The sequence below is a fragment of the Candidatus Blochmannia sansabeanus (nom. nud.) genome, from assembly GCF_059935345.1.
In genome coordinates this window covers 451,999-472,618 of the sequence record NZ_CP011795.1, presented here as the reverse complement: position 1 = coordinate 472,618, position 20,620 = coordinate 451,999, and the positions used below count along the sequence as shown (strand labels likewise).

General features: G+C 28.0%; 13 protein-coding genes and 2 pseudogenes. 11 read left to right on the top strand and 4 right to left on the bottom strand.

From position 1 onward, the window contains the following. Positions 1-10 precede the first annotated feature (10 nt). On the bottom strand, positions 11-1,117 hold the full coding sequence (gene mnmA, locus Bsans602_RS02025) for a tRNA 2-thiouridine(34) synthase MnmA (RefSeq protein ID WP_500836875.1): 1,107 nt from the start codon (positions 1,115-1,117) through the stop codon (positions 11-13). A 791-nt stretch (positions 1,118-1,908) separates the two neighbouring features. Between mnmA and mntR the strand changes: the two genes are divergently transcribed. Further along, positions 1,909-2,325, top strand: coding sequence for a manganese-binding transcriptional regulator MntR (gene mntR, locus Bsans602_RS02020; RefSeq protein WP_500836874.1), 417 nt, complete (start codon positions 1,909-1,911; stop codon positions 2,323-2,325). Between the two features lie 357 nt (positions 2,326-2,682). Beyond that, positions 2,683-3,327 carry a transglycosylase SLT domain-containing protein gene (locus Bsans602_RS02015; RefSeq protein ID WP_500836873.1) on the top strand — a complete coding sequence of 215 codons (645 nt, stop codon included), beginning with the start codon at positions 2,683-2,685 and terminating at the stop codon, positions 3,325-3,327. A 900-nt stretch (positions 3,328-4,227) separates the two neighbouring features. Here the strand turns inward: Bsans602_RS02015 and Bsans602_RS02010 are convergent. Further along, positions 4,228-4,860: a winged helix-turn-helix domain-containing protein gene (locus Bsans602_RS02010; RefSeq protein WP_500836872.1), complete on the bottom strand. Its 633-nt coding sequence runs from the start codon at positions 4,858-4,860 to the stop codon at positions 4,228-4,230. Between the two features lie 701 nt (positions 4,861-5,561). On the opposite strand from Bsans602_RS02010, the gene Bsans602_RS02005 reads away from it, so the two are divergent. Further along, positions 5,562-7,643 carry a TonB-dependent receptor domain-containing protein gene (locus Bsans602_RS02005; protein ID WP_500836871.1) on the top strand — a complete coding sequence of 694 codons (2,082 nt, stop codon included), beginning with the start codon at positions 5,562-5,564 and terminating at the stop codon, positions 7,641-7,643. Positions 7,644-7,789: 146 nt separating this feature from the next. On the opposite strand, the gene infA is transcribed toward Bsans602_RS02005, so the two are convergent. Both infA and trxB read right to left on the bottom strand, forming a co-directional pair. Then, complete coding sequence (gene infA / locus Bsans602_RS02000) at positions 7,790-8,008, bottom strand: translation initiation factor IF-1 (protein WP_500836870.1); 219 nt, start codon at positions 8,006-8,008, stop codon at positions 7,790-7,792. Positions 8,009-8,318: 310 nt separating this feature from the next. Beyond that, positions 8,319-9,281, bottom strand: coding sequence for a thioredoxin-disulfide reductase (trxB, locus tag Bsans602_RS01995; RefSeq protein WP_500836869.1), 963 nt, complete (start codon positions 9,279-9,281; stop codon positions 8,319-8,321). A 521-nt stretch (positions 9,282-9,802) separates the two neighbouring features. On the opposite strand from trxB, the pseudogene Bsans602_RS01990 reads away from it, so the two are divergent. The 8 genes and pseudogenes from Bsans602_RS01990 to rpsA form a co-directional block, all read left to right on the top strand. Beyond that, positions 9,803-10,297, top strand: a pseudogene (locus Bsans602_RS01990) (DNA translocase FtsK 4TM domain-containing protein); the annotation flags it as partial. A gap of 720 nt (positions 10,298-11,017) precedes the next feature. After that, positions 11,018-12,208, top strand: a pseudogene (locus tag Bsans602_RS01985) (DNA translocase FtsK); the annotation flags it as partial. Between the two features lie 155 nt (positions 12,209-12,363). Further along, positions 12,364-12,981, top strand: coding sequence for an outer membrane lipoprotein periplasmic chaperone LolA (gene lolA, locus Bsans602_RS01980; protein ID WP_500836868.1), 618 nt, complete (start codon positions 12,364-12,366; stop codon positions 12,979-12,981). Between the two features lie 757 nt (positions 12,982-13,738). Beyond that, positions 13,739-15,025, top strand: a complete 1,287-nt coding sequence (gene serS, locus Bsans602_RS01975; RefSeq protein ID WP_500836867.1) for a serine--tRNA ligase — start codon at positions 13,739-13,741, stop codon at positions 15,023-15,025. A gap of 284 nt (positions 15,026-15,309) precedes the next feature. Continuing rightward, on the top strand, positions 15,310-16,398 hold the full coding sequence (gene serC / locus Bsans602_RS01970) for a 3-phosphoserine/phosphohydroxythreonine transaminase (RefSeq protein ID WP_500836866.1): 1,089 nt from the start codon (positions 15,310-15,312) through the stop codon (positions 16,396-16,398). 129 nt (positions 16,399-16,527) lie between these two features. Further along, entirely contained in the window at positions 16,528-17,829 is a 1,302-nt protein-coding gene (gene aroA / locus Bsans602_RS01965) for a 3-phosphoshikimate 1-carboxyvinyltransferase (RefSeq protein WP_500836865.1), read from the top strand. A gap of 145 nt (positions 17,830-17,974) precedes the next feature. Then, positions 17,975-18,676 (top strand): (d)CMP kinase, encoded by a 702-nt coding sequence (gene cmk, locus Bsans602_RS01960; RefSeq protein WP_500836864.1) that lies wholly within the window; start codon positions 17,975-17,977, stop codon positions 18,674-18,676. Between the two features lie 85 nt (positions 18,677-18,761). Continuing rightward, positions 18,762-20,450: a 30S ribosomal protein S1 gene (rpsA, locus tag Bsans602_RS01955; protein ID WP_500836863.1), complete on the top strand. Its 1,689-nt coding sequence runs from the start codon at positions 18,762-18,764 to the stop codon at positions 20,448-20,450. Positions 20,451-20,620: the final 170 nt, after the last annotated feature.

Genomic DNA, 20,620 nt, shown 5'->3' with positions numbered 1-20,620 from the left:
TTGAGTATAACTATAAAGAGGTAGTTTTTTCAATAATTCCGCCACCTAAGCAATTTTCATGTAAGTAAAATACTGCTGATTGCCCCGGAGTAATTGCTGATACTGGATCTTTTAAAACAACTTTCAGGTTATTATTAAAAATAGGATATATATGACATTGAACATCTGGATGTCTGTATCTAGTTTTTACTGTGCACCATAATGGTGATGTAAGCGTGTTTCTTTTTATCCATTGTGTTTGCTTAGTGATAAATTCAACAGACATGAGAAGTGGATGATAACGTTCCTGTGCTACAGTTAACGTATTATTTTTTATATCCTTGTTTATTACGTACCATGGTTTACCATTTCCTAGTTTGATCCCACCTATATTTAATCCCTTTCTTTGTCCCAAGGTATAAAATGGTACTCCCTGATGCGTGCCGATTTTATCCCCATGTATATTAATTATAATTCCTGGTTGTATTGGTATGTAATTACTAATAAAATTTCTAAATTTTCGTTTACCAATGAAGCAAATACCAGTGGAGTCTTTTTTATTTGCTGTAATTAAGTTTAATTTTTTAGCGATATTTCTTACTTGTGGTTTATTTAACGTTCCGACAGGAAATAAACATTGCCTAAGTTGTATATGACTAAGTGTATATAGAAAATAACTTTGATCTTTATTTTTGTCTAAACCACGCATGAGGCAAGTTCCCTGATTCGTATCAATACGACGTACATAATGTCCAGTTGCAATAAAATCTGCGTTTAAATCTTTAAGCGCAAATTCTAAAAAACATTTGAATTTAATTTCTTTGTTACAGAGTATATCAGGATTGGGAGTGCGACCCATTTTATATTCTTTCAAAAATACTTGAAATACGTTTTCCCAATATTCTTTAGAAAAATTTATAGTATGTAAGTATATACCCAAATGATTACAGACAGAATAAGTATCCGCTAAATCAGATGCTGATGTGCAATTTTCATTGCTATCATCATCTTCCCAATTTTTCATAAATAATCCTTCTACTTTATATCCTTGTTGTTGTAATATCCATGCGGATACAGACGAATCTACTCCTCCAGACATACCAACAATCACTTTTTTTTTACGATGGGTATGTAACATAATATTTACTACGAGATAAAATCTAAATTATTTGTGTTATCTATAACTCAACATTAAAACATATTATTTTTTTAGTCATATTCATTATAAAAGCTGAACGGATAGTATTATAAATTTTATTATATAGCAACTTTTATGTTCAGAAAGATGTAATGATGTGAATGTTATATATTAGTAATAATACATTAAATAATTTATACTATTTGTAATTTAAATACTTGGGATATTTTTCAGAAAAAAGATATTTTTATTTGTATGAAATACGAATATCATAATATTATATTTATGTTATAAAGATAATAATAGTGTTATGTAGATATATATTATAAGGTAATTGATTTATTTTTAGGCTAAGTTAAGTGTTATTATTTTATTAATTATATAGATAAAATATGATAAAGTTGGTGCATTTTTAAATTCAATCAGCTGTCAAAAACATATGTAATAACTATAGATAATTATAAATAATTTTTGTTTACTAGTATAGTAAAGAATTTAAGTTTATTTTTTATTTAGGTAAGTTGTTATATTGGTTAATTTTATTTATATGTTTATTATATTTCATATTTATTATATATAAATCATTTAATATATTTATTTTATAAATATAGAATATTATAATGTAAGTTGTATTTATATGTGACTATAAAATAGTATAATGATAAAAATGTTATTTTTAACAATATATTATAACCCGTATGTGTTGGAAAAGTATATTATTTATTAATGAAAATAATATGTTTTTACAACTAAAGATTATATAAAGACATTATCTAATAATTTAAAATTATATGAAAAAAGTAGATAATTCACAAGGATTTATTCAGGTTAGAGCAGCACATCGTCGTGAGCTGATCGATGATTATATTGAGTTGATTTCAGATTTGATTCAAGAATATGGAGAAGCGCGTCAGGTAGATTTAGCTGTACGATTGGGAGTAACACAACCAACAGTAGCAAAAATGCTAAAGAAATTAATCGCTTATTCATTAATTGAACATAAACGTTACTGTAGAGTATTATTAACGGAACAAGGAAGACGATTAGCTGATGAAAATCATATACGACACAAAACTGTGAGAACATTTCTAATAGATTTGGGAATTAATAAAAAAATTGCTCAGAGAGATGCAGAAGGTATTGAGCATCATGTTAGCAATGAAACGTTATTAGCATTTAGGCAATTTTCTAAGCGAGTTAATAAATAATTGAATATTGTATATTGTGCATCGTGCGATATATGCACGATTTAAATTTTTCGATGTATATGATCATAATGTAGTATGTTTATTTATTTTGATATATATACAGATTACGGATGTATTGATTTTTTAATAAATGAGATGTTTTCTGCTACATGGTACAGTTGAGGTTTTGTGTATTTTACTATTGATAATAAATCGGTGTTTATTTAGATATGTATTTATATTTTAATATGAATGTTATCAATAGCTATTTTATATATTTTAGCATTATAGAAAACAGATTTTTAAAATATAAGAAATTATCTCGTTCCATAATATTATATGTATAAATATATATTTTGACCGTAAAATAATAAAATTATGAAGATATGCGTAATACATGTAATTATTATTTTATTTTTAACAACTTGTATCCAACAAAATAATAAAGATAATATGATGCGTACATTATCTAATGATTTAAGATGCAAAGCGATTACTTCTCCTAAAATGATTACATCATCAATATATAATGATTGCATTCATCGTTGTGCTATTAATTATGGAGTCGATGCATCTTTAGTGAAGGCTATTATTCAAGTAGAATCTAATTATAATCCTGTTGTGATTAGTAAATCTAATGCGGTTGGATTAATGCAGCTTAAAGCGGATACTGCAGGAAGAGATGCTTATCGTTTGAAGGGATGGAAAGGAGAGCCTAGTATTCATGAATTAAAAAATGCTGTTATTAATATTGATCTTGGTACTGCTTATCTATCTATATTACAAAAACAATTAGAAGGTATTATTAATCTAAAAACTAGACGTTATGCTATTATTGTTGCTTATGTAAATGGTTTAAGTGCTTTGTTAAAAACATTTTCTATTGATCGTAGTTATGCTATTGAAAAAATAAACAAGCTTAGTCCAGATCAATTTTACCAATATATACAATCCCATCATCCATCTGTGCAGGCGCAACGTTATTTGTTTAAAGTGAACTCTATTTATGTTGGTCAGGATTAATTATCGAGATAATTGATATGTATATATGTTGATTATAATTAAAATTTTTACATATCAATGATGATAAGTAACGCTGGAACGATTATCATACGTTAGTATGTTTAGTTATTGTAAGTTAATTTTTTTAAATTTATATATATAAATCGTCGATATATTTTGTTGTAATTATTTATTAAATTAAGTAATAAAAGGATTTAAGTGATGTTTTATTGTTCGGAATATATCAATTGATAAAGCATATAGAACATAATGGTATTACAAATATAGCAATGATTTATTCTATATTATTTAATTAAAAATTTTTATAAATACAAACAAACTGTATTTAAGTTAAATAAATAAAATTAAATATATTTATTTTTTCTGATCAAAACTTTATATTGTATCTATATCTGTACGTAAGTATATTTATAGCCCAATTATATTCATATAAAGATTATATTTGGTTAATGGTCAGAATTAATATAAATATATCATATTTATATTAATTCTGAAGATTGTAATTTTATAATATATTTTGAATGATTAGTTTATTTGAATTAGATATTTTCAATATAATCTTTTATAAAAATAATATTGATAATAATGATTATCAATCATATGTTGATATTTTAAGTTTTGATAAAAAGGTAGGATTAGTTTTAATTTGACTGGTTTGTATCATATATATGAATAGAAATTTTTATGAAATAGTCCTTGTTATTAAAGGAATATATGAAAGTATATTTATTAATTTTTTTATATTAAAACTAGTAATCTTGGATATTATACTTTATAGTTACAGGTAGTTGTTCAGATGTATTATGGTTATAGATATTTATTAGTTTACTGATTGATAACTTAGAACTTGAGACATTGATGGAATAAAGTTTGTATAAGTTAGGTTATAATCTGGTTACATTATGTGATTTCAGTACATTGTATAGCACAGCTACTGCAATCCAATCCTGGTTCTGAATGGAAAGTGCAAATACTACATGAGTTTATTTCTTTGCAGCAATATAATTTAATATGGTCTTTCTTAGTGTATAAGTAAATAAAACTAACACCTAATAAGATCACGATCATCGTTGTAAGAGTTATCATGTATTTTATATGAGTTTTTATATTTAGTAAAGTAGATGGCAAATTGTTGTTTTTATCTATAGATTTATGTAGAGTAGAAGACACATAAGGGGTTTCGTCGCTCATTTGTTTTATAGTCAATTGGCTATTTAGTTTCAAGCCTCGTTTAGGAATAGTTATAATAGATGAGGGATCTAACCCAAAATAGGTTAAAGTTTTTCGTATTAAACTAATTTGTTGGTTTAAGTTGCCGTTAGATGGTTCGAGTCCATAAGCTCTCCATATAACTGAAAATAAATGATCTCGAGTGACTGGAGTGCTGGAATCAATATTTCGTTGTTTAATAAGTTCTTCTAGCACTCGTCCTGCAGAATTAGATAGTCTCACTGATGTGTTAGAGTCAGTTAGTGATGTCAAAACGTATTCTGCAGTATTAAATATTATAGTTGATTGGATCACATATTTCATTTAGTTACTCCATATGAACTTGTATATGGATTAAGCACGTTTATGACGATTGTTTATATATAATCTAAAATAATAGTGTTTTTGATTAACCTATATAAGGACTGTAAAATAGCATTTTATTATTAAATTTGTGATCAACATAATGTTAATAATATGGTTGTATCTTTTGGAATTTTAATAATCTATTTCAGATAATATAATAATACACTATAAAAATCTAGTATATTAATAAATATATATTGCTTAACAATAATATATGTATGATATTATTATGCATCATATATTTTGACAATAAAAAGTTATTTAGTTAATGTTGCCTATTAAATTAAATAAATATGTATGTGTTAAGATTTTGTCTGATTGTAACACGAAAAATATTTAGTTTTATTCATATTAAAATGATATTTTAATATGAATAGTTATATATAATTTTAAACGTTATAACAGTTATAAGTAATTCAAAATGATATACTTATATGATTAGAGGATCTATGTTTCAGGTTGGGGTTGTTTTGTATTACTGGGTATTTGATATTTTACTGAATAATGTTAAGTTTTAAAATGTATGTTGTAGTTTCTGTATTAGTATTTTTAAAAATCATTCAATAGCCATGAATATGAATGCAAAGTGTAGCATATTTTTTTATAGTTTTAAACTATTAATTTATAGAATATTATTTTTGATATATTTTAATTTAATTATGATTACTTTTAATAATTCTCAAGCTAATTTGAATGATATTTCTATTGGAGATAGATCTGAAGATACTTTAATATCAGTATCCGATGATATACAAAGATCATCCACATTATATCATCAAGTAAAAATGCATGATGATATAATGACTATTATTTCATTAAAAGATTCTCCATTAATTTTTACCGCATCTCCTGCAAGGTCGTTGCAAGCATTATATGTAACTGATGCAGCTGATTATTTAAAAAATATCGCAGGGTTTACTACTATTCGTAACGGCGGAGTTAACAACGAACTGGTTTTTCGTGGGATGTTTGGATCTCGAATACGTGTTCTGATGGATAATGGTGAAATACTTGGCGCTTGTGTTGCTCATATGGATCCTACGACCGCTTACGTTTCTCCAGAAACTTTTGATATTTTAAATGTTATTAAAGGACCACAGACAGTGCTATGGGGTCCTGTAACATCTGGGGCTACACTGCAATTCGAACGATATAATCCTCATTTTGATAAATCAAAAATTCAATTACGCAGTAATGTAATGATTGGCGCAAATAATAAAGTAAATAAAAATATAGATAGTATTATAGGAAGTAAATATGGTTATCTTAGATTAATAGGTAATCTTTCTCAGTCAGACGATTATTATGATGGTAATAAACATAGAGTGCATTCTGCATGGTATAAATGGAATGCTGATGCAATTTTATCATTAAATTTAAATGAGGATACACATTTGGAGGTCAGTTTAGGACAAGGTAATGGTAATGCAAATTATGCTGCTCGATCTATGGATGGACTATGTTTTGCTAGAGAAAGTTATGGAATGAAAGTAGAAATTACAGACATGATTAAAAATTTAGATAAAATTGAGTTGCAAGCTTGGCATAATTATGTAAGCCATATTATGGCCAATACTGTTCCTTGCGACACAGGATTAGTTTTCAAAAAATGTTGTGGTTTTAATAATGATATTGAAAATAATGTTGATCGATTAATATGGGGCGCTCGGGGTATTACAACGACTCAATGGGATAATATTAAATGTTATAGTGGAGTAGATGTGCAAATTGATAAACACAGAGAATACGTAAAATCTAGTTTTAATTGGGGAAAAGATATTGTTTCTCAAGATTTTGGTATATTTGCTGAATTAATTGCAAATTCATTGTCAAGTAAAAAATTGATTGGAGGAACTCGACTGGAATACAGTGTAATTAATTTTAATAATTTTTCTAAATACAAACGGTATAGTATTGTGTATCCTGCAGGATTTATACGATATGAAGATAATGTTAATCCATTGTTATCATATTATGTTGGTTTAGGAACAAGTTTTCGTTTGCCTGATTATTGGGAGTTATTTTCTGGTAGGTTTCGTCAAAATATTAATAGTAATATAGAAAATATTTTGGAACTAAAACCTGAAAAGGTTGTACAGATAGATATAGGAGCAAATGTACAACATCTACAAACAAGCGGATGGATATCATCTTATGCTGGATATGTTAGAGATTTTATCTTGTGCGGCTATTATAATGATAATACGCCATATGATGGTGGTGGTATTGATTATACAGAAAATATTCATGCTAAGATATGTGGAACTGAAGTAGGATTAAATTATCAATTTAATGATCATTGGCATGCTGAAAGTAATCTATCATGGTCTTGGGGTATAAATGTAGATAATAACGTTTCTTTGCCTAAAATTCCTCCATTGGAAGGTAAAGTAACATGTCAATGGGTAAAGGGATGTTGCAGCGTTACCGCTTTATGGAGATTTGCGTTTCCACAATCCAATAATTTGTTTATTTCTTCAGCTCCTATTACTTATAAGAATAAATTATTACAACACACACGTGAAGATTGTAATACTTCAGGATTTGGGGTATTATCTGCTCATTTAGCATGGACTAATTCTCAATTTTATAAGTTTAGTATTGGTATAGAAAATTTGTTGAACCATAATTATAGAGAATATTTTAATTTATATGTACATAAGCGGCTTGGGTATCCTTCCGGAACATTAATGTATGAACCAGGACGTATTTGGTGGATGAAATTAGGAATAACTCTGTAAATTATTAAAAAAGATAAAAAAAATTTAATTTACGTTAACGGAGTTAAGTTAATGTGTGTAGCAGGATAATATAATTTGTGTAAATATGCAAATTACGCTAATTAATATTTTAAATATGTGTATGAAGGTATTAATTTGCAATGTTATTATCTACTGCGAAAAATAATTCTCCCTTTACTCAAATCATATGGTGTAAGAGCAACAGTTACTTTATCGCCTGTTAGTATTCGAATATAATTTTTTCTTATTTTTCCAGAAATATGTGCTACAATGATGTGTCCGTTTTCTAGTTCTACACGAAACATCGTATTAGGTAAAGTGTCTAATACGACACCATGCATTTCGAAATTATCTTCTTTTGTCATTGGATTCTCTACTAAATTAAATGATAATTTGAAATTTCATTATAAGATATATCGGTGATTCATGTTTTAGTTCTAATAAATGCATTATTACTGTGATTGTATTATGAAAACGTTAGCATTGTAATAATGAATAAATATGGTAACGTTTAGCATGAACTGTATTTTTATTTAATACTACTGTGCACGAAAATTTAGTGTAAACAAGTATATATACGCGGTATTATTTATTTTATTTTATAATTAATAGGTAGTTATTTCATAACTCCTGTTTATTATAATGTTTTAATTTTTAAAATTATAATATTAATTGTTAATTGTTAATAGCGGATAAGTAGTGTTCAGCATCTATTGCAGCCATACAACCAGATCCTGCTGCAGTAATTGCCTGACGATAATTGTGGTCCATTACGTCTCCTGCTGCAAATATTCCTGGGATAGAAGTAGCTGTTGTATTGCCATTAGTACCAGATTGTACATGTATGTACCCATTGTTTAATACGAGTTGATCGTTAAACATAACAGTATTTGGATTATATCCAATGGCAATAAATACACCTTGAACAGTTATTGTGTGATTTTTATGTTGTTGAGTAACGTCCTTTAAATATAATCCAGTAACATTTGTCCCATCACCTAATATTTCTTCAACAATACAATTGAGATGTAAAAAAATATTACCATTTCTAACTTTGTTCATCAGTCTGTTAATTAATATTTTTTCTGCTCTAAACTGATTACGTCGGTGAATAAGATGAACTTCAGAAGCAATATTAGATAAATATAAACTTTCCTCCACCGCTGTATTACCACCACCAATAACTGCAACAATTTGTTTTTTAAAGAAAAATCCATCACAAGTAGCGCATGAAGATACTCCTGCACCTTTGTATTTTTCTTCAGAAGGTATTCCAAGGCTTCGAGCAGATCCTCCCGTGCTTATAATTAATGCATTGCATGTATATTCATACATGTTTCCACATAAATAAAAAGGATATTTCTTAAAATTCACCTTAATGATATGATCAGGGATTATTTCGGTGTGTAAATGAACAGCATGTGCATTCATACGATCCATTAATATAGGTCCAGTAAGATTTTTAGGATCTCCAGGCCAATTTTCTATATCTGCAGTAGTGTTTAGTTGCCCTCCTATTTCCAATCCAGTGATTAGTACAGGATTTAAATTAGCTCGTGCTGCGTAGATAGCTGCGGTATATCCAGCGGGACCTGCTCCCAATATAAGTAATTTGCAATGTTTTTTAATTATTGTCATGTGACGTACCTTATATAGCTTTCTAATTGTATTAGATTGCTGCTTTACTTATGTTACTGTATTAAAAATATTAATCTTTAAATTTAATTATTGTCACAAGAATATACTAACAATGATATCAATATGCAGTCAGACAATTTAAATTTTTTAAATAAGCGCAAATAAAGACTATAACAAAATAATACATTTTCGTCATGTAAAAACTTCCGTGACTACTTTTAACTCTTGTATCTATGAAACACATTATAAGATAATGTATATAATATAGCAAGTTTTCACAAAAAATTAAAAATCCTTTTAATTTTACTCAAGATATTGATGTTTGTTAAATATATTGATATGGCGCTTAAATAAAGTAGTAAACTAATTATTTTCATAATTTGTGTAAATTAGTATGTTAATATGATTAAATGTATTATATATATATAATATATATAACATTAAACATTAAATTTTTATACGAATTAAAAGTATTACTTTTAAATCTAATAATAATTAGAGATATATACGAATAACTATTAATGTATATTGTTGGATATTTTAGTAATATAAGAGATATTTTGGTGATTAATTTTATATTTATTAGTATAAGTACAATTGTATTATATTTAATTATTATATTAATTAGTTTCGATCCTGCAGATCCTGGATGGTTGCAGATTAAATGGCATGGATCAATACATAATCTTGGAGGAATATTAGGAGCAAAACTTTCTGATTTTTTATTTTTTGTTTTTGGTCTTCCAGCTTATATGATTCCATTGTTTATATTATTTTATATTTGGAAGATTTATACGCAAGAGCATCATATTACTGTTTTTGAGTTTTCTTTTAAATTAGTAGGAATATTAATATTATTATTTGTATGTTGTGGATTAACTCATTTAATGGTTGATGATCTTTTTTATTTTTCTTCTGGAGGTATAATAGGAGGTATATTATGTGATTTTCTTTTATCTTACGAAAAAATAACTTATCATATTGGTCTTGTTTTGCTTGTTTTGATTATAATTATTGATGTTATAGTGTTTTTTAATCGATTTTTTAAGATAATTGTAAACACTACTAAAAATCAATTATCTCTTTTTGCAGTTTCTCTAAGAGTATTAATTTTATATCACAAAAAATATAGATATAAATTCAATTATCGACAATCATGTATTAAGCAACGTATATCTCCATCAGTTTTTTCTCTACAAGAATCTAATTTTTTGAAAAAAAAATTGGTAAACAATTTATCAGATATACATATTATCCCTAATGCATCTGAAAATATTAATAGATCTATTGAACAATTTAATCCTGTTCTAAAAAACAATTTTTTTAAAAAACAATATATTGTACTAGTAAAAACATTTATTAAAAATTTTAATTTTATTAAGAATCAATTCTTTTTTTTTAAAGAACATATAAATAAGACAAGTTATAAGTACTATATAAAAAAATATATGAATAGTATTTTTTTTATTCAAAAAAGTTGTTCTGTAAGAATTAATAAATATGATAATCAGATGCCAAACAATGTTAAAATGTATTGTATTGAGGAAAAAAAACAAAAAGATAATGTAGTATTGGCGCAAGATTCAGGTATGGTACGTGTTGATATAAAAAATAATCAGAATATAAAAATGTCTACATTTCTTAATAAAGATACAATGAGACATGTACCTTTATTAAAACATGTAGAATCTGAAACGGTACAGGGAAAAATATGTTATGACAAGCAAGTTTTTATGTTGCCAAATACAAATCTGTTAACTACATCTAAATTAGAAAAAAATACTAACTCATTGGAATTAAAAAAAATTTCTCGGTTATTGGAATCCAAATTAGCAGAATATCAGATTACTGCAAATGTAGCTAATATTATTCCTGGTCCAGTAATTACTCGATTTGAATTAAATTTATCTCCAGGTATAAAATCTTCAAAAATTGTTAACTTATCACGTGATTTAGCACGTGTTTTATATACAGCTTCTGTTAGAGTGATAGAAGTAATTCCTGGTACCCCATATGTTGGATTAGAAATCCCTAATAAAAAGCGCAGTATAGTATATTTAGGCGATATAATAGGTTCAGAGCAATTTAGAAATACTAACACTGTGTTGCCGTTAGTTTTGGGTAAAGATATATCAGGACATCCTGTGATTGTGGATTTGAAAGATATGCCTCATTTATTAGTTGCTGGGACTACTGGATCAGGTAAATCTGTAGGCATTAATGCTATGATTGTTAGTATTTTGTATAAGGCAATGCCAGAAGAAGTATGTTTTATTATGATTGATCCAAAAATTTTAGAATTATCAATATATTCAGGTATTCCTCATTTGTTAAAACAGGTTATCACTGATATGAAAGAAGTTTATGAAACATTAGAATGGTGCATAAAAGAAATGGAGCGTCGTTATAAGTTGATGGCTATGCTTGGTGTACGAAATTTGGAGAATTATAACAGGCGCATAGAACAGTTTTATTCTAAAAAATATATAAAAAATAATACTGCCAGCAAATTGATTAATGATAAGACGGTAATTTTTTCTGATATTTTGGAAAAATTGCCTTATATTGTAATTATTGTAGATGAATTTTCAGATTTGATAGCAACAACAAAAAAAGTAGAAGAGTTAGTGATTCGTTTAACACAAAAAGCTCGTGCTGCTGGAATTCATGTTATATTGGCAACACAAAGGCCTTCAGTAAATGTGATTACTGGATTAATTAAAGCAAATATTCCAGCGCGTATATCTTTTACTGTGTCAAGCAAAATAGATTCTCATACTATTCTTGGTCAATCTGGAGCAGAATCGTTGTTGGGTATAGGCGATATGTTGTATTTAGGGCCTAATGCTTCGACATCTACCCGAGTTCATGGTGCGTTTATAGAAGATCAGGAAATATACGCGGTAGCTAATTTTTGGAAAAGTCAGACGGCTAATTCCTAATTTTTAGGTATTTGGGCATAAGACTACGTCGTTTTACATATATAGAACCGTTATATAAACGTAATTTATATATGCATGTAGTCGTATAGTTTTAGTATGTGTAGTGTATATCAAATTATGAACTAAATATTTAATTAAATATGATCAATCGAGTAATATATACTATTTGTTTGAGTATTTCTATAATTATTTCAGCAGTAGCTGATGATACAGCTGTTGTTACGTTACGAAATCGCCTAAAAAAAATTAATGATTTTTATGCACGATTTACTCAACAAGTTATTAACGCTAACAATGGTATATTATTGCAAAGCCACGGAGAACTGTGGATAAAACGCCCTAACTTATTTAATTGGCATATGATATCTCCTGAAGAAAATTTTTTAGTTTCTGATGGAAAAACACTTTGGTTTTATATCCCTCTTATTAAACAAGTTACTGCATATTGGTTACACAATTTTTCTGATAATATTTTTTTTATGTTATTTTCTGATAATAACGTACATAAGTGGGATGATTATAATGTATCTCAGAAAGAGGATTTTTTTTATTTGATACCAGTGCACGACAATTGTAATTTACAGGAATGTAGAGTTGAAATAACTGATTGTGGTACAATCAGGCAGTTTAGTATTTTTGAAAAAAAGGACCAATATGTAGATTATTATTTATTAGATCAAAATAATAATACAATTGATGTAAGAAAATTTTATTTTACTATCTCTGAAGAGATTCAATTAGACGAGCAAAGAGAATAATATATATTAATTAATAAATTTATATTTTAACTTAATAGTTATTAGTATTGTTGTTTCATGTCAAGACTGAAAGCATATACAAAATGTATAAGTAAAATTTCATTGTGAAGTTAACAAAAATTTGGTTTGTCTTATATATTAAGATTACGTTAAAGAAATTTGTAGCTTATTTTTAGTAATGAGTGAACATTACGTTTTATAACAAAAATTATATAAAACTTATGATCTAGCATATTTATAATAATAAAGTTTGTTTAATTAATATGTATATATGCAATATTTTAAATGAAATATCAATTGCGTGTGGTCATATATATATTACGGAACTGGTGGACGATACAAATGTGCATGCTTGCACGTGGTGGTATAAAATTTTTATATGTTGATGTATTTATTATTCTAATGCATATGTAACAAAAGCATTTGTATTATTTATAAACAAAAAATATATACGTTTTATGTTTAGTTTACGTATATGTTTAAAAATTTAATGAAAATTAACTATATAATGTATTGGTTTTATACTAATTGATAAATCTTATGTTTGCATTATAAGAAAAGACAATTTTTTAAATAAAGAATGCTAATTGTTAGCATGCGTGTAGCGTGCATAAAATTAATAAATAAATTACTTTTATTAAAAATAGTCTTATTTTATATAAGTATAATAAATAAGTGGGAAATTTTTATTGTAGTCGCTAAAAATAAATTATTAGTATATTTTTATATTTGATGAAACAGATAATGTAGGTTAAATATGTTAGATCCCAATTTATTACGTAGTAATCTTGATTTAGTTATTAAAAAACTTGCTCGTAGAAAATTTATATTTAATACCGATAAATTTCATCAACAAGAGAGTTTGCGTAAAATTTTGCAGAAACAAACTGAAAGTTTACAGACTGAACGTAAAGTTAAGGCTAAAATCATAGGAATAGCCAAGATGCGTGGGGAGAATGTAGAATTTTTATGTCAAGAAGCATATGCTTTAGGAAAAAAATTAGCTTCACTTAAACTAGAAAGTAAAACATTACAAAAAATAACTAGACAGTATGAATTATCTTTACCAAATATTCCAGATGATCAAGTGCCTTATGGATTTAGTGATCAAGATAATTTAGAAATAATGCGTTGGGGAGAACCGGGTCAATATGATTTTCCATTACAAGATCATACGGAACTGGGCGTGTCAACTAATGGTTTAAGCTTTTCTGACGCAACGAAGTTAACTGGGTCGCGTTTTGTTGTAATGAAAGGACAAATAGCACATTTGCACCGTGCTTTATCTCAATTTATGATAGATTTACATACTAAAACCCATGGATATGAAGAGTATTATTTGCCATATCTAGTAAATAAAATATCTCTATATGGGTCAGGTCAATTACCAAAATTTTATGAAGATTTATTTCATATTCAGTACTTAGGATCTGAAACCAATCCTTATACATTAATACCAACAGCTGAAGTACCATTAATAAATTTAGCTCGTGACGTAATTTTTGATGAAAAGGAATTACCAATTAAAATGATTGCTCATACTCCATGTTTTCGTTCTGAAGCTGGATCATATGGCCATAATACTCGTGGGTTGATTAGAATGCATCAATTTGATAAAGTTGAACTAGTTCAGATAGTTCATCCAGATAAATCTATGCAGACACTAGAAGAAATAACTGGTCATGCAGAACAAGTCTTACGATTACTTAAATTACCATATCGAAAAATGTTATTATGTACGGGAAATATTGGATTTTCTTCTTGTAAAACGTATGATTTAGAAGTATGGCTTCCAGCATGCAATACTTATTGCGAGATTTCTTCTTGTTCGAATATTGGAGATTTTCAAGCACGTCGTATAAGAGCACGCTATCGGGGAAAGAATCATAGAAAAGCAAAATTTTTACACACTTTAAATGCTTCTGGAGTAGCGGTAGGTAGGGCATTAGCGGCAGTTCTTGAAAATTATCAATTAGAAGATGGGCGTATAGAAATTCCTGCGGTATTATATCCGTATATGGATGGGATGACACATATTAATTAAATGGACTTGTGTTTTGTGTATAAAAAACTATTTCATTTCAAAAAATTTTACGTTCGCTGTTTTTATAAAACTTGAGAAGTTATCTGTGTATATTATTTATTATTAGTAATAGATGGTTTATCTATAATAGTAGATAAATATATGTATTGTATTTATATATTATTTTATATATATAAAGTGTAATTAACTATTTATGATGGAAATATGTCCGATATTGTTTGTTATGATAGTTTATTATAAAAGATATTATTTTGTTAATTTAAGTATTTCTGATCACTAATTATATGAATAAAATATTTAATTTCAGCGCAGGTCCATCAATGTTACCACAACAAGTCTTAGGACAAGTTAAACAAGAATTATATAATTGGAATAATATGGGCATATCTGTGATGGAGATAAGTCATCGTAGTAAAGAATTCGTGAAATTGATGCAAAACGCAAAACAAGATATTCGTGAGCTTCTTGATATTCCAGAAAATTATGAAGTGCTATTTTGCCATGGCGGAGCTCGAGCACAATTTTCAGCAATTCCTATGAATTTATTAAAAACATCTTCAGAAAATGTTGATTATATAAATACTGGGTATTGGGCATACAGTGCAGCGATAGAATCAAAGAAATACTGTAATCCGCGTATAATTAACGTGATTAACAAAAAAAATGGATTGCATAATATTCAACCTCTATCGAAATGGGATATTTCTACAGATAGTATTTATATACATTATTGTCCTAATGAAACTATTGATGGTATAGCTATATATGAAACTCCAAATTTTTTTGATAAAATAGTGATAGCAGATTGTTCTTCAACTTTATTATCTCGTCCGCTTAATGTAAGTCATTTTGGTATAATTTATGCTGCAGCTCAAAAGAATATTGGTATAGCCGGGCTGACAGTAGTTATTATTAGAAAAGATTTATTGAAAATCCCTCATCGAGAAGTTCCTTCTATTTTAAATTATAAAGTTTTAGCAGATAATTATTCAATGTTTAACACACCTGTGACTATGTCTTGGTACATTGCTAGTTTAATATTTAAATGGTTAAAAAAACAAGGAGGGTTAAAAACAATTAGTAAACGTAATCAAGAAAAATCTAATCTTTTGTATAATGCTATTGATTCTAGTAGTTTTTATTATAATAATGTTGATTTATCTAATCGTTCTTGTATGAATGTTCCCTTTTTTTTGAAAAACAATAAGTTAAATAATCTTTTTTTAAAAGAGTCAATATGTTTTGGATTACATGGATTAAAAGGACACAGAATAGTTGGAGGCATGAGAGCATCACTGTACAACGCCATGCCATTAGAAGGTGTACAAAAATTAGTTGAATTTATGAAATTATTTTCTGAAAAATATAGTTAAATTGGAGTATAGAGATGTTTTATACAAATCTATTATGCATTCAATATAGTTGGTATATGTTTGCTATTAAGCGATAAATAAGTTATTAATTTTTTATTAAATCTGATTTTGTATAAAAGTTGGTGAAATGTGAATAATTTTATTAAATTAGATCCTATCAAGAAAATAGAGGGAAACGTTTATCTTCCTGGTTCTAAAAGTATATCGAATCGAGCGTTATTATTGGCAGCACAATCTATAGGTACTACTCAATTGACTAATTTATTGGATAGTGATGATGTACGTTGTATGTTAGATGCATTAGGTACTTTAGGGGTAGTATATCATCTTTCAAGTGATAGGAAACATTGTGAAATTAATGGTATTGGTGGTCCGTTGCAATCAAAAAGCAGTAATCAATTAATTTTGTCTGTGGGTAATGCTGGAACCGCTATGCGGCCTCTTATTGCAGCATTGTCTATAAAACCACAGAATGTTATTCTTACTGGCTATCCTCGTATGAAAGATAGACCTATTTTACATTTAGTAGATGCTTTAAGACAAGGAGGAGCGAATATTAATTATATGGAACGTGATAATTATCCTCCGGTTCGTTTATGTGGAGGGTATGATGGAGGTGAAATTTCTATTCAAGGAAATATTTCTAGTCAATTTTTATCGTCTATTCTTATGATGGCTCCATTAGCTCCTCGAGATACTTATCTTAAGGTAAAAGGTGCATTAGTATCCAGACCATATATTGATATTACTTTATCTCTTATGAGAAATTTTGGAATCAATATAGAGCATGATGAAAATTACCGTATTTTCTATTGTAAAGGGAATGCAGTATATCAATCACCTGGACATTATGTAGTGGAAGGGGATGCTTCTAGCGCTTCTTATTTTTTGGCAGCGTCAGCTATCAAAGGAGGGACTGTTCGAGTTATAGGTGTTGGAAAACATAGTAAACAGGGAGACATTTATTTTGCTAATATCTTAGAAAAGATGGGGGCAAAAATTTCGTGGCATGATAATTATATAGAATGTAGTCGCAGATCTGATCTTAACGCTGTCGATTTAGATGTTAACGATATTCCTGATGCAGCAATGACCCTTGCTACTACTGCATTATTTGTTAGTAATGGTCCTACAGTATTACGCAATATTTACAATTGGAGAATTAAAGAAAGTGATCGACTAGTTGCTATGGCTACTGAGTTGAGAAAAATAGGAGCAAAAGTAGTGGAAGGTCATGATTATTTGAAAATAATGCCTCCAATTAAAATGAAATCGGCTTATATTAATACTTATAACGATCATCGCATAGCAATGTGTTTTTCTTTAGCAGCATTATCAGATGTTTCTATAGTAATTAATGATCCTCAATGTACATATAAAACTTTTCCTAATTTTTTTACAGAATTATCTAATGTAAGTATATTGCGGTAACGTGTTATATGATACGAAACGTGTATACATAAATATATGTTGTATGTGGAAAAGTTGATGATTATTAAGTTTTATTGAAATATGTGAAATGTAATTTAATTTATAATGCATATTGTTTGCTATAAGGAGATCGTGTGTGCACAACATGTTTCCGGTTATTACTATTGATGGGCCAAGCGGAGTAGGTAAAGGAACATTATCTAGAAAGTTGGCAAAGATTCTTGGATGGAATTTATTAGATTCAGGAGTTATTTATCGAATTTTAGCGTTAGTAGCTTTAGAAAATAAAATTAATATTAATCATGAAGAAAAAATAGCAGCACTTATTGATACCATGCAAATAGCTTTTATAAATAATAAAAATAGAGTGATAATATTATTTAATGGCAAGGAAGTTAAAAAAAATATTTTTACAGAAAATGTAGGCAATTGTGCATCTAAAATTGCTACTTTTTCCCAAGTACGTAAAAATTTGTTGATATATCAACGTACATTTTGTAAGTGTCCAGGACTTGTTGCTGATGGACGTGATATGGGAACGATAGTATTTCCTCATGCAGAATTAAAAATTTTTCTTTATGCTTCTTTTAAAGAAAGAAGGAGCCGTAGGTTACATCAGTTGCGTAAAAAAAGTTTTAATGTTAATTTTAGAACTGTATTATCACAAATAAGAGAACGAGACGAACGTGATTATAACCGAAAATTAGCACCGTTGATTCCCGCGATTGGTTCATTGATGTTAGATTCAACTCATTTATCTGCAGAAGAAGTAAAAGCTAAAGTTCTTATGTATATTAGAGAGAGTCTAGTATTATCAGAAACAGTGCGATATAATAACCACTCATAATCAAGGATAGTGATGAGATATTTGTTATAACGTCATCAAACATGGATATATGATGGTCGTTAATTAAAAATTGAAGATTATAAAGATGACAGAATCATTTGCTCAGCTATTTGAAGAATCTTTAAAAAAAATAGAAACCTGTCCTGGATCTATTGTTCATGGAGTTGTAGTTTCGATTTCTAAAGATATTGTGTTAGTCGATGCAGGATTAAAATCAGAATCTGCTATTCCTATTGAGCAATTTTATAATTCTCAAGGAGAATTAGAGGTTTCAGTTGGTGATCATGTTGATGTTACATTGGATGCGGTAGAAGATGGATTTGGAGAGACTGTGTTGTCTCGTGAAAAAGCTAAACGTTATGAATCTTGGTTATTATTAGAACAGGCATATCAAGAAATGACCACTGTGACAGGAATGATTAATGGTAGAGTGAAAGGAGGATTTACTGTTGAAATAAATGGAGTTCGCGCCTTTTTACCTGGTTCTTTAGTGGATGTTAAACCAATACGTGATACTTCATTTTTAGAAGGACAAGAGTTTGAGTTTAAAGTAATTAAATTAGATCATAAACGTAATAATGTTGTAGTATCTCGTCGTGCTGTGATTGAATCTGAAAATAGTGTTGAACGTGATCAATTATTAAATAAATTACATGAAGGAATAGAAATTAAAGGAATGGTTAAAAATTTAACTGATTACGGTGCTTTTATCGATTTAGGAGGAGTGGATGGATTATTACATATTACTGATATGGCATGGAAACGTGTTAAACATCCTAGCGATATAGTAAACGTTGGAGATGAAATTATTGTCAAGGTATTAAAATTTGATCGAGAACGTATTCGCGTATCTTTAGGGCTAAAACAATTAATCGAAGATCCATGGGCAAGAATTATTAAACGTTATCAAGAAGGAAATAAATTGATAGGAAAAGTAACTAATTTGACTGATTATGGGTGTTTTATTGAAATTGAGGGCGGGATTGAAGGATTAGTACATGTTTCTGAAATGGATTGGACTAATAAAAATATTCATCCTTCTAAAGTAGTAACGATAGGAGAATCTGTTGAAGTAATAGTATTAAATATTGATGAGGAGCGCCGAAGAATTTCTTTAGGATTAAAACAATGTAAAATTAATCCATGGCAGAAATTTTCAGATCTATATAACAGAGGCGATCGAGTTATGGGAAGGATAAAATCGATTACTGATTTTGGTATTTTTATAGGATTAGAAGGAGGTATTGATGGATTAGTACATCTTTCTGATATTTCTTGGCATTTATCAAATGAAGAAGCTGTGAATAAGTATAAAAAAGGCGATGAAATAATGGCTGTGGTGCTACAAGTAGATGCTGAACGGGAACGTATTTCTTTGGGTATTAAACAATTAACAGAAGATCCCTTAAATACCTATTTGGTTACTCATAAAAAAGGGAGCATAGTATCTGGAAGAATAATTTCTATAGATGATAATAGAATCACTGTAACATTGAGTGATGATACTGTAACTGGCTATTTATGTATAACTAATACATCACATAATAAGTCTATTGACAAGAGATATACTACATTACATGTAGGTAATGATATACAAGCAATATTAGATGGCGTAGATCGAAAAAATAGAATAATTACTTTGTCTGAATATAATATACGTGATGTAAATAAACAATCAGAAATAAATGTTGTCGACAATCATAGAAAAGAGAAAGATAAAAATTTTTCTAATGTTATGGTAGAGGCATTTAAAGCGGCAACTAAAAGTGAATAACTAACTACTATGTTATAAGTTTTTATATATATATATATATGTTAATTTGTTGGGTTCTTATATAAAAGAATGTATAAGTAAATAATAAATATAAAATAAAGGAAAGTTTTGATGATATATATATATATATAAAATTTGTATATACGTTTTATGTATAGATATGGTAGTGT

Bases quoted from the DNA above. Each gene is read 5' to 3' on its own strand.
- mnmA (WP_500836875.1), bottom strand. From the start codon at position 1,117: ATGTTACATACCCATCGTAAAAAAAAAGTGATTGTTGGTATGTCTGGA.
- mntR (WP_500836874.1), top strand. From the start codon at position 1,909: ATGAAAAAAGTAGATAATTCACAAGGATTTATTCAGGTTAGAGCAGCA.
- Bsans602_RS02015 (WP_500836873.1), top strand. From the start codon at position 2,683: ATGAAGATATGCGTAATACATGTAATTATTATTTTATTTTTAACAACT.
- Bsans602_RS02010 (WP_500836872.1), bottom strand. From the start codon at position 4,860: ATGAAATATGTGATCCAATCAACTATAATATTTAATACTGCAGAATAC.
- Bsans602_RS02005 (WP_500836871.1), top strand. From the start codon at position 5,562: ATGATTACTTTTAATAATTCTCAAGCTAATTTGAATGATATTTCTATT.
- infA (WP_500836870.1), bottom strand. From the start codon at position 8,008: ATGACAAAAGAAGATAATTTCGAAATGCATGGTGTCGTATTAGACACT.
- trxB (WP_500836869.1), bottom strand. From the start codon at position 9,281: ATGACAATAATTAAAAAACATTGCAAATTACTTATATTGGGAGCAGGT.
- lolA (WP_500836868.1), top strand. From the start codon at position 12,364: ATGATCAATCGAGTAATATATACTATTTGTTTGAGTATTTCTATAATT.
- serS (WP_500836867.1), top strand. From the start codon at position 13,739: ATGTTAGATCCCAATTTATTACGTAGTAATCTTGATTTAGTTATTAAA.
- serC (WP_500836866.1), top strand. From the start codon at position 15,310: ATGAATAAAATATTTAATTTCAGCGCAGGTCCATCAATGTTACCACAA.
- cmk (WP_500836864.1), top strand. From the start codon at position 17,975: ATGTTTCCGGTTATTACTATTGATGGGCCAAGCGGAGTAGGTAAAGGA.
- rpsA (WP_500836863.1), top strand. From the start codon at position 18,762: ATGACAGAATCATTTGCTCAGCTATTTGAAGAATCTTTAAAAAAAATA.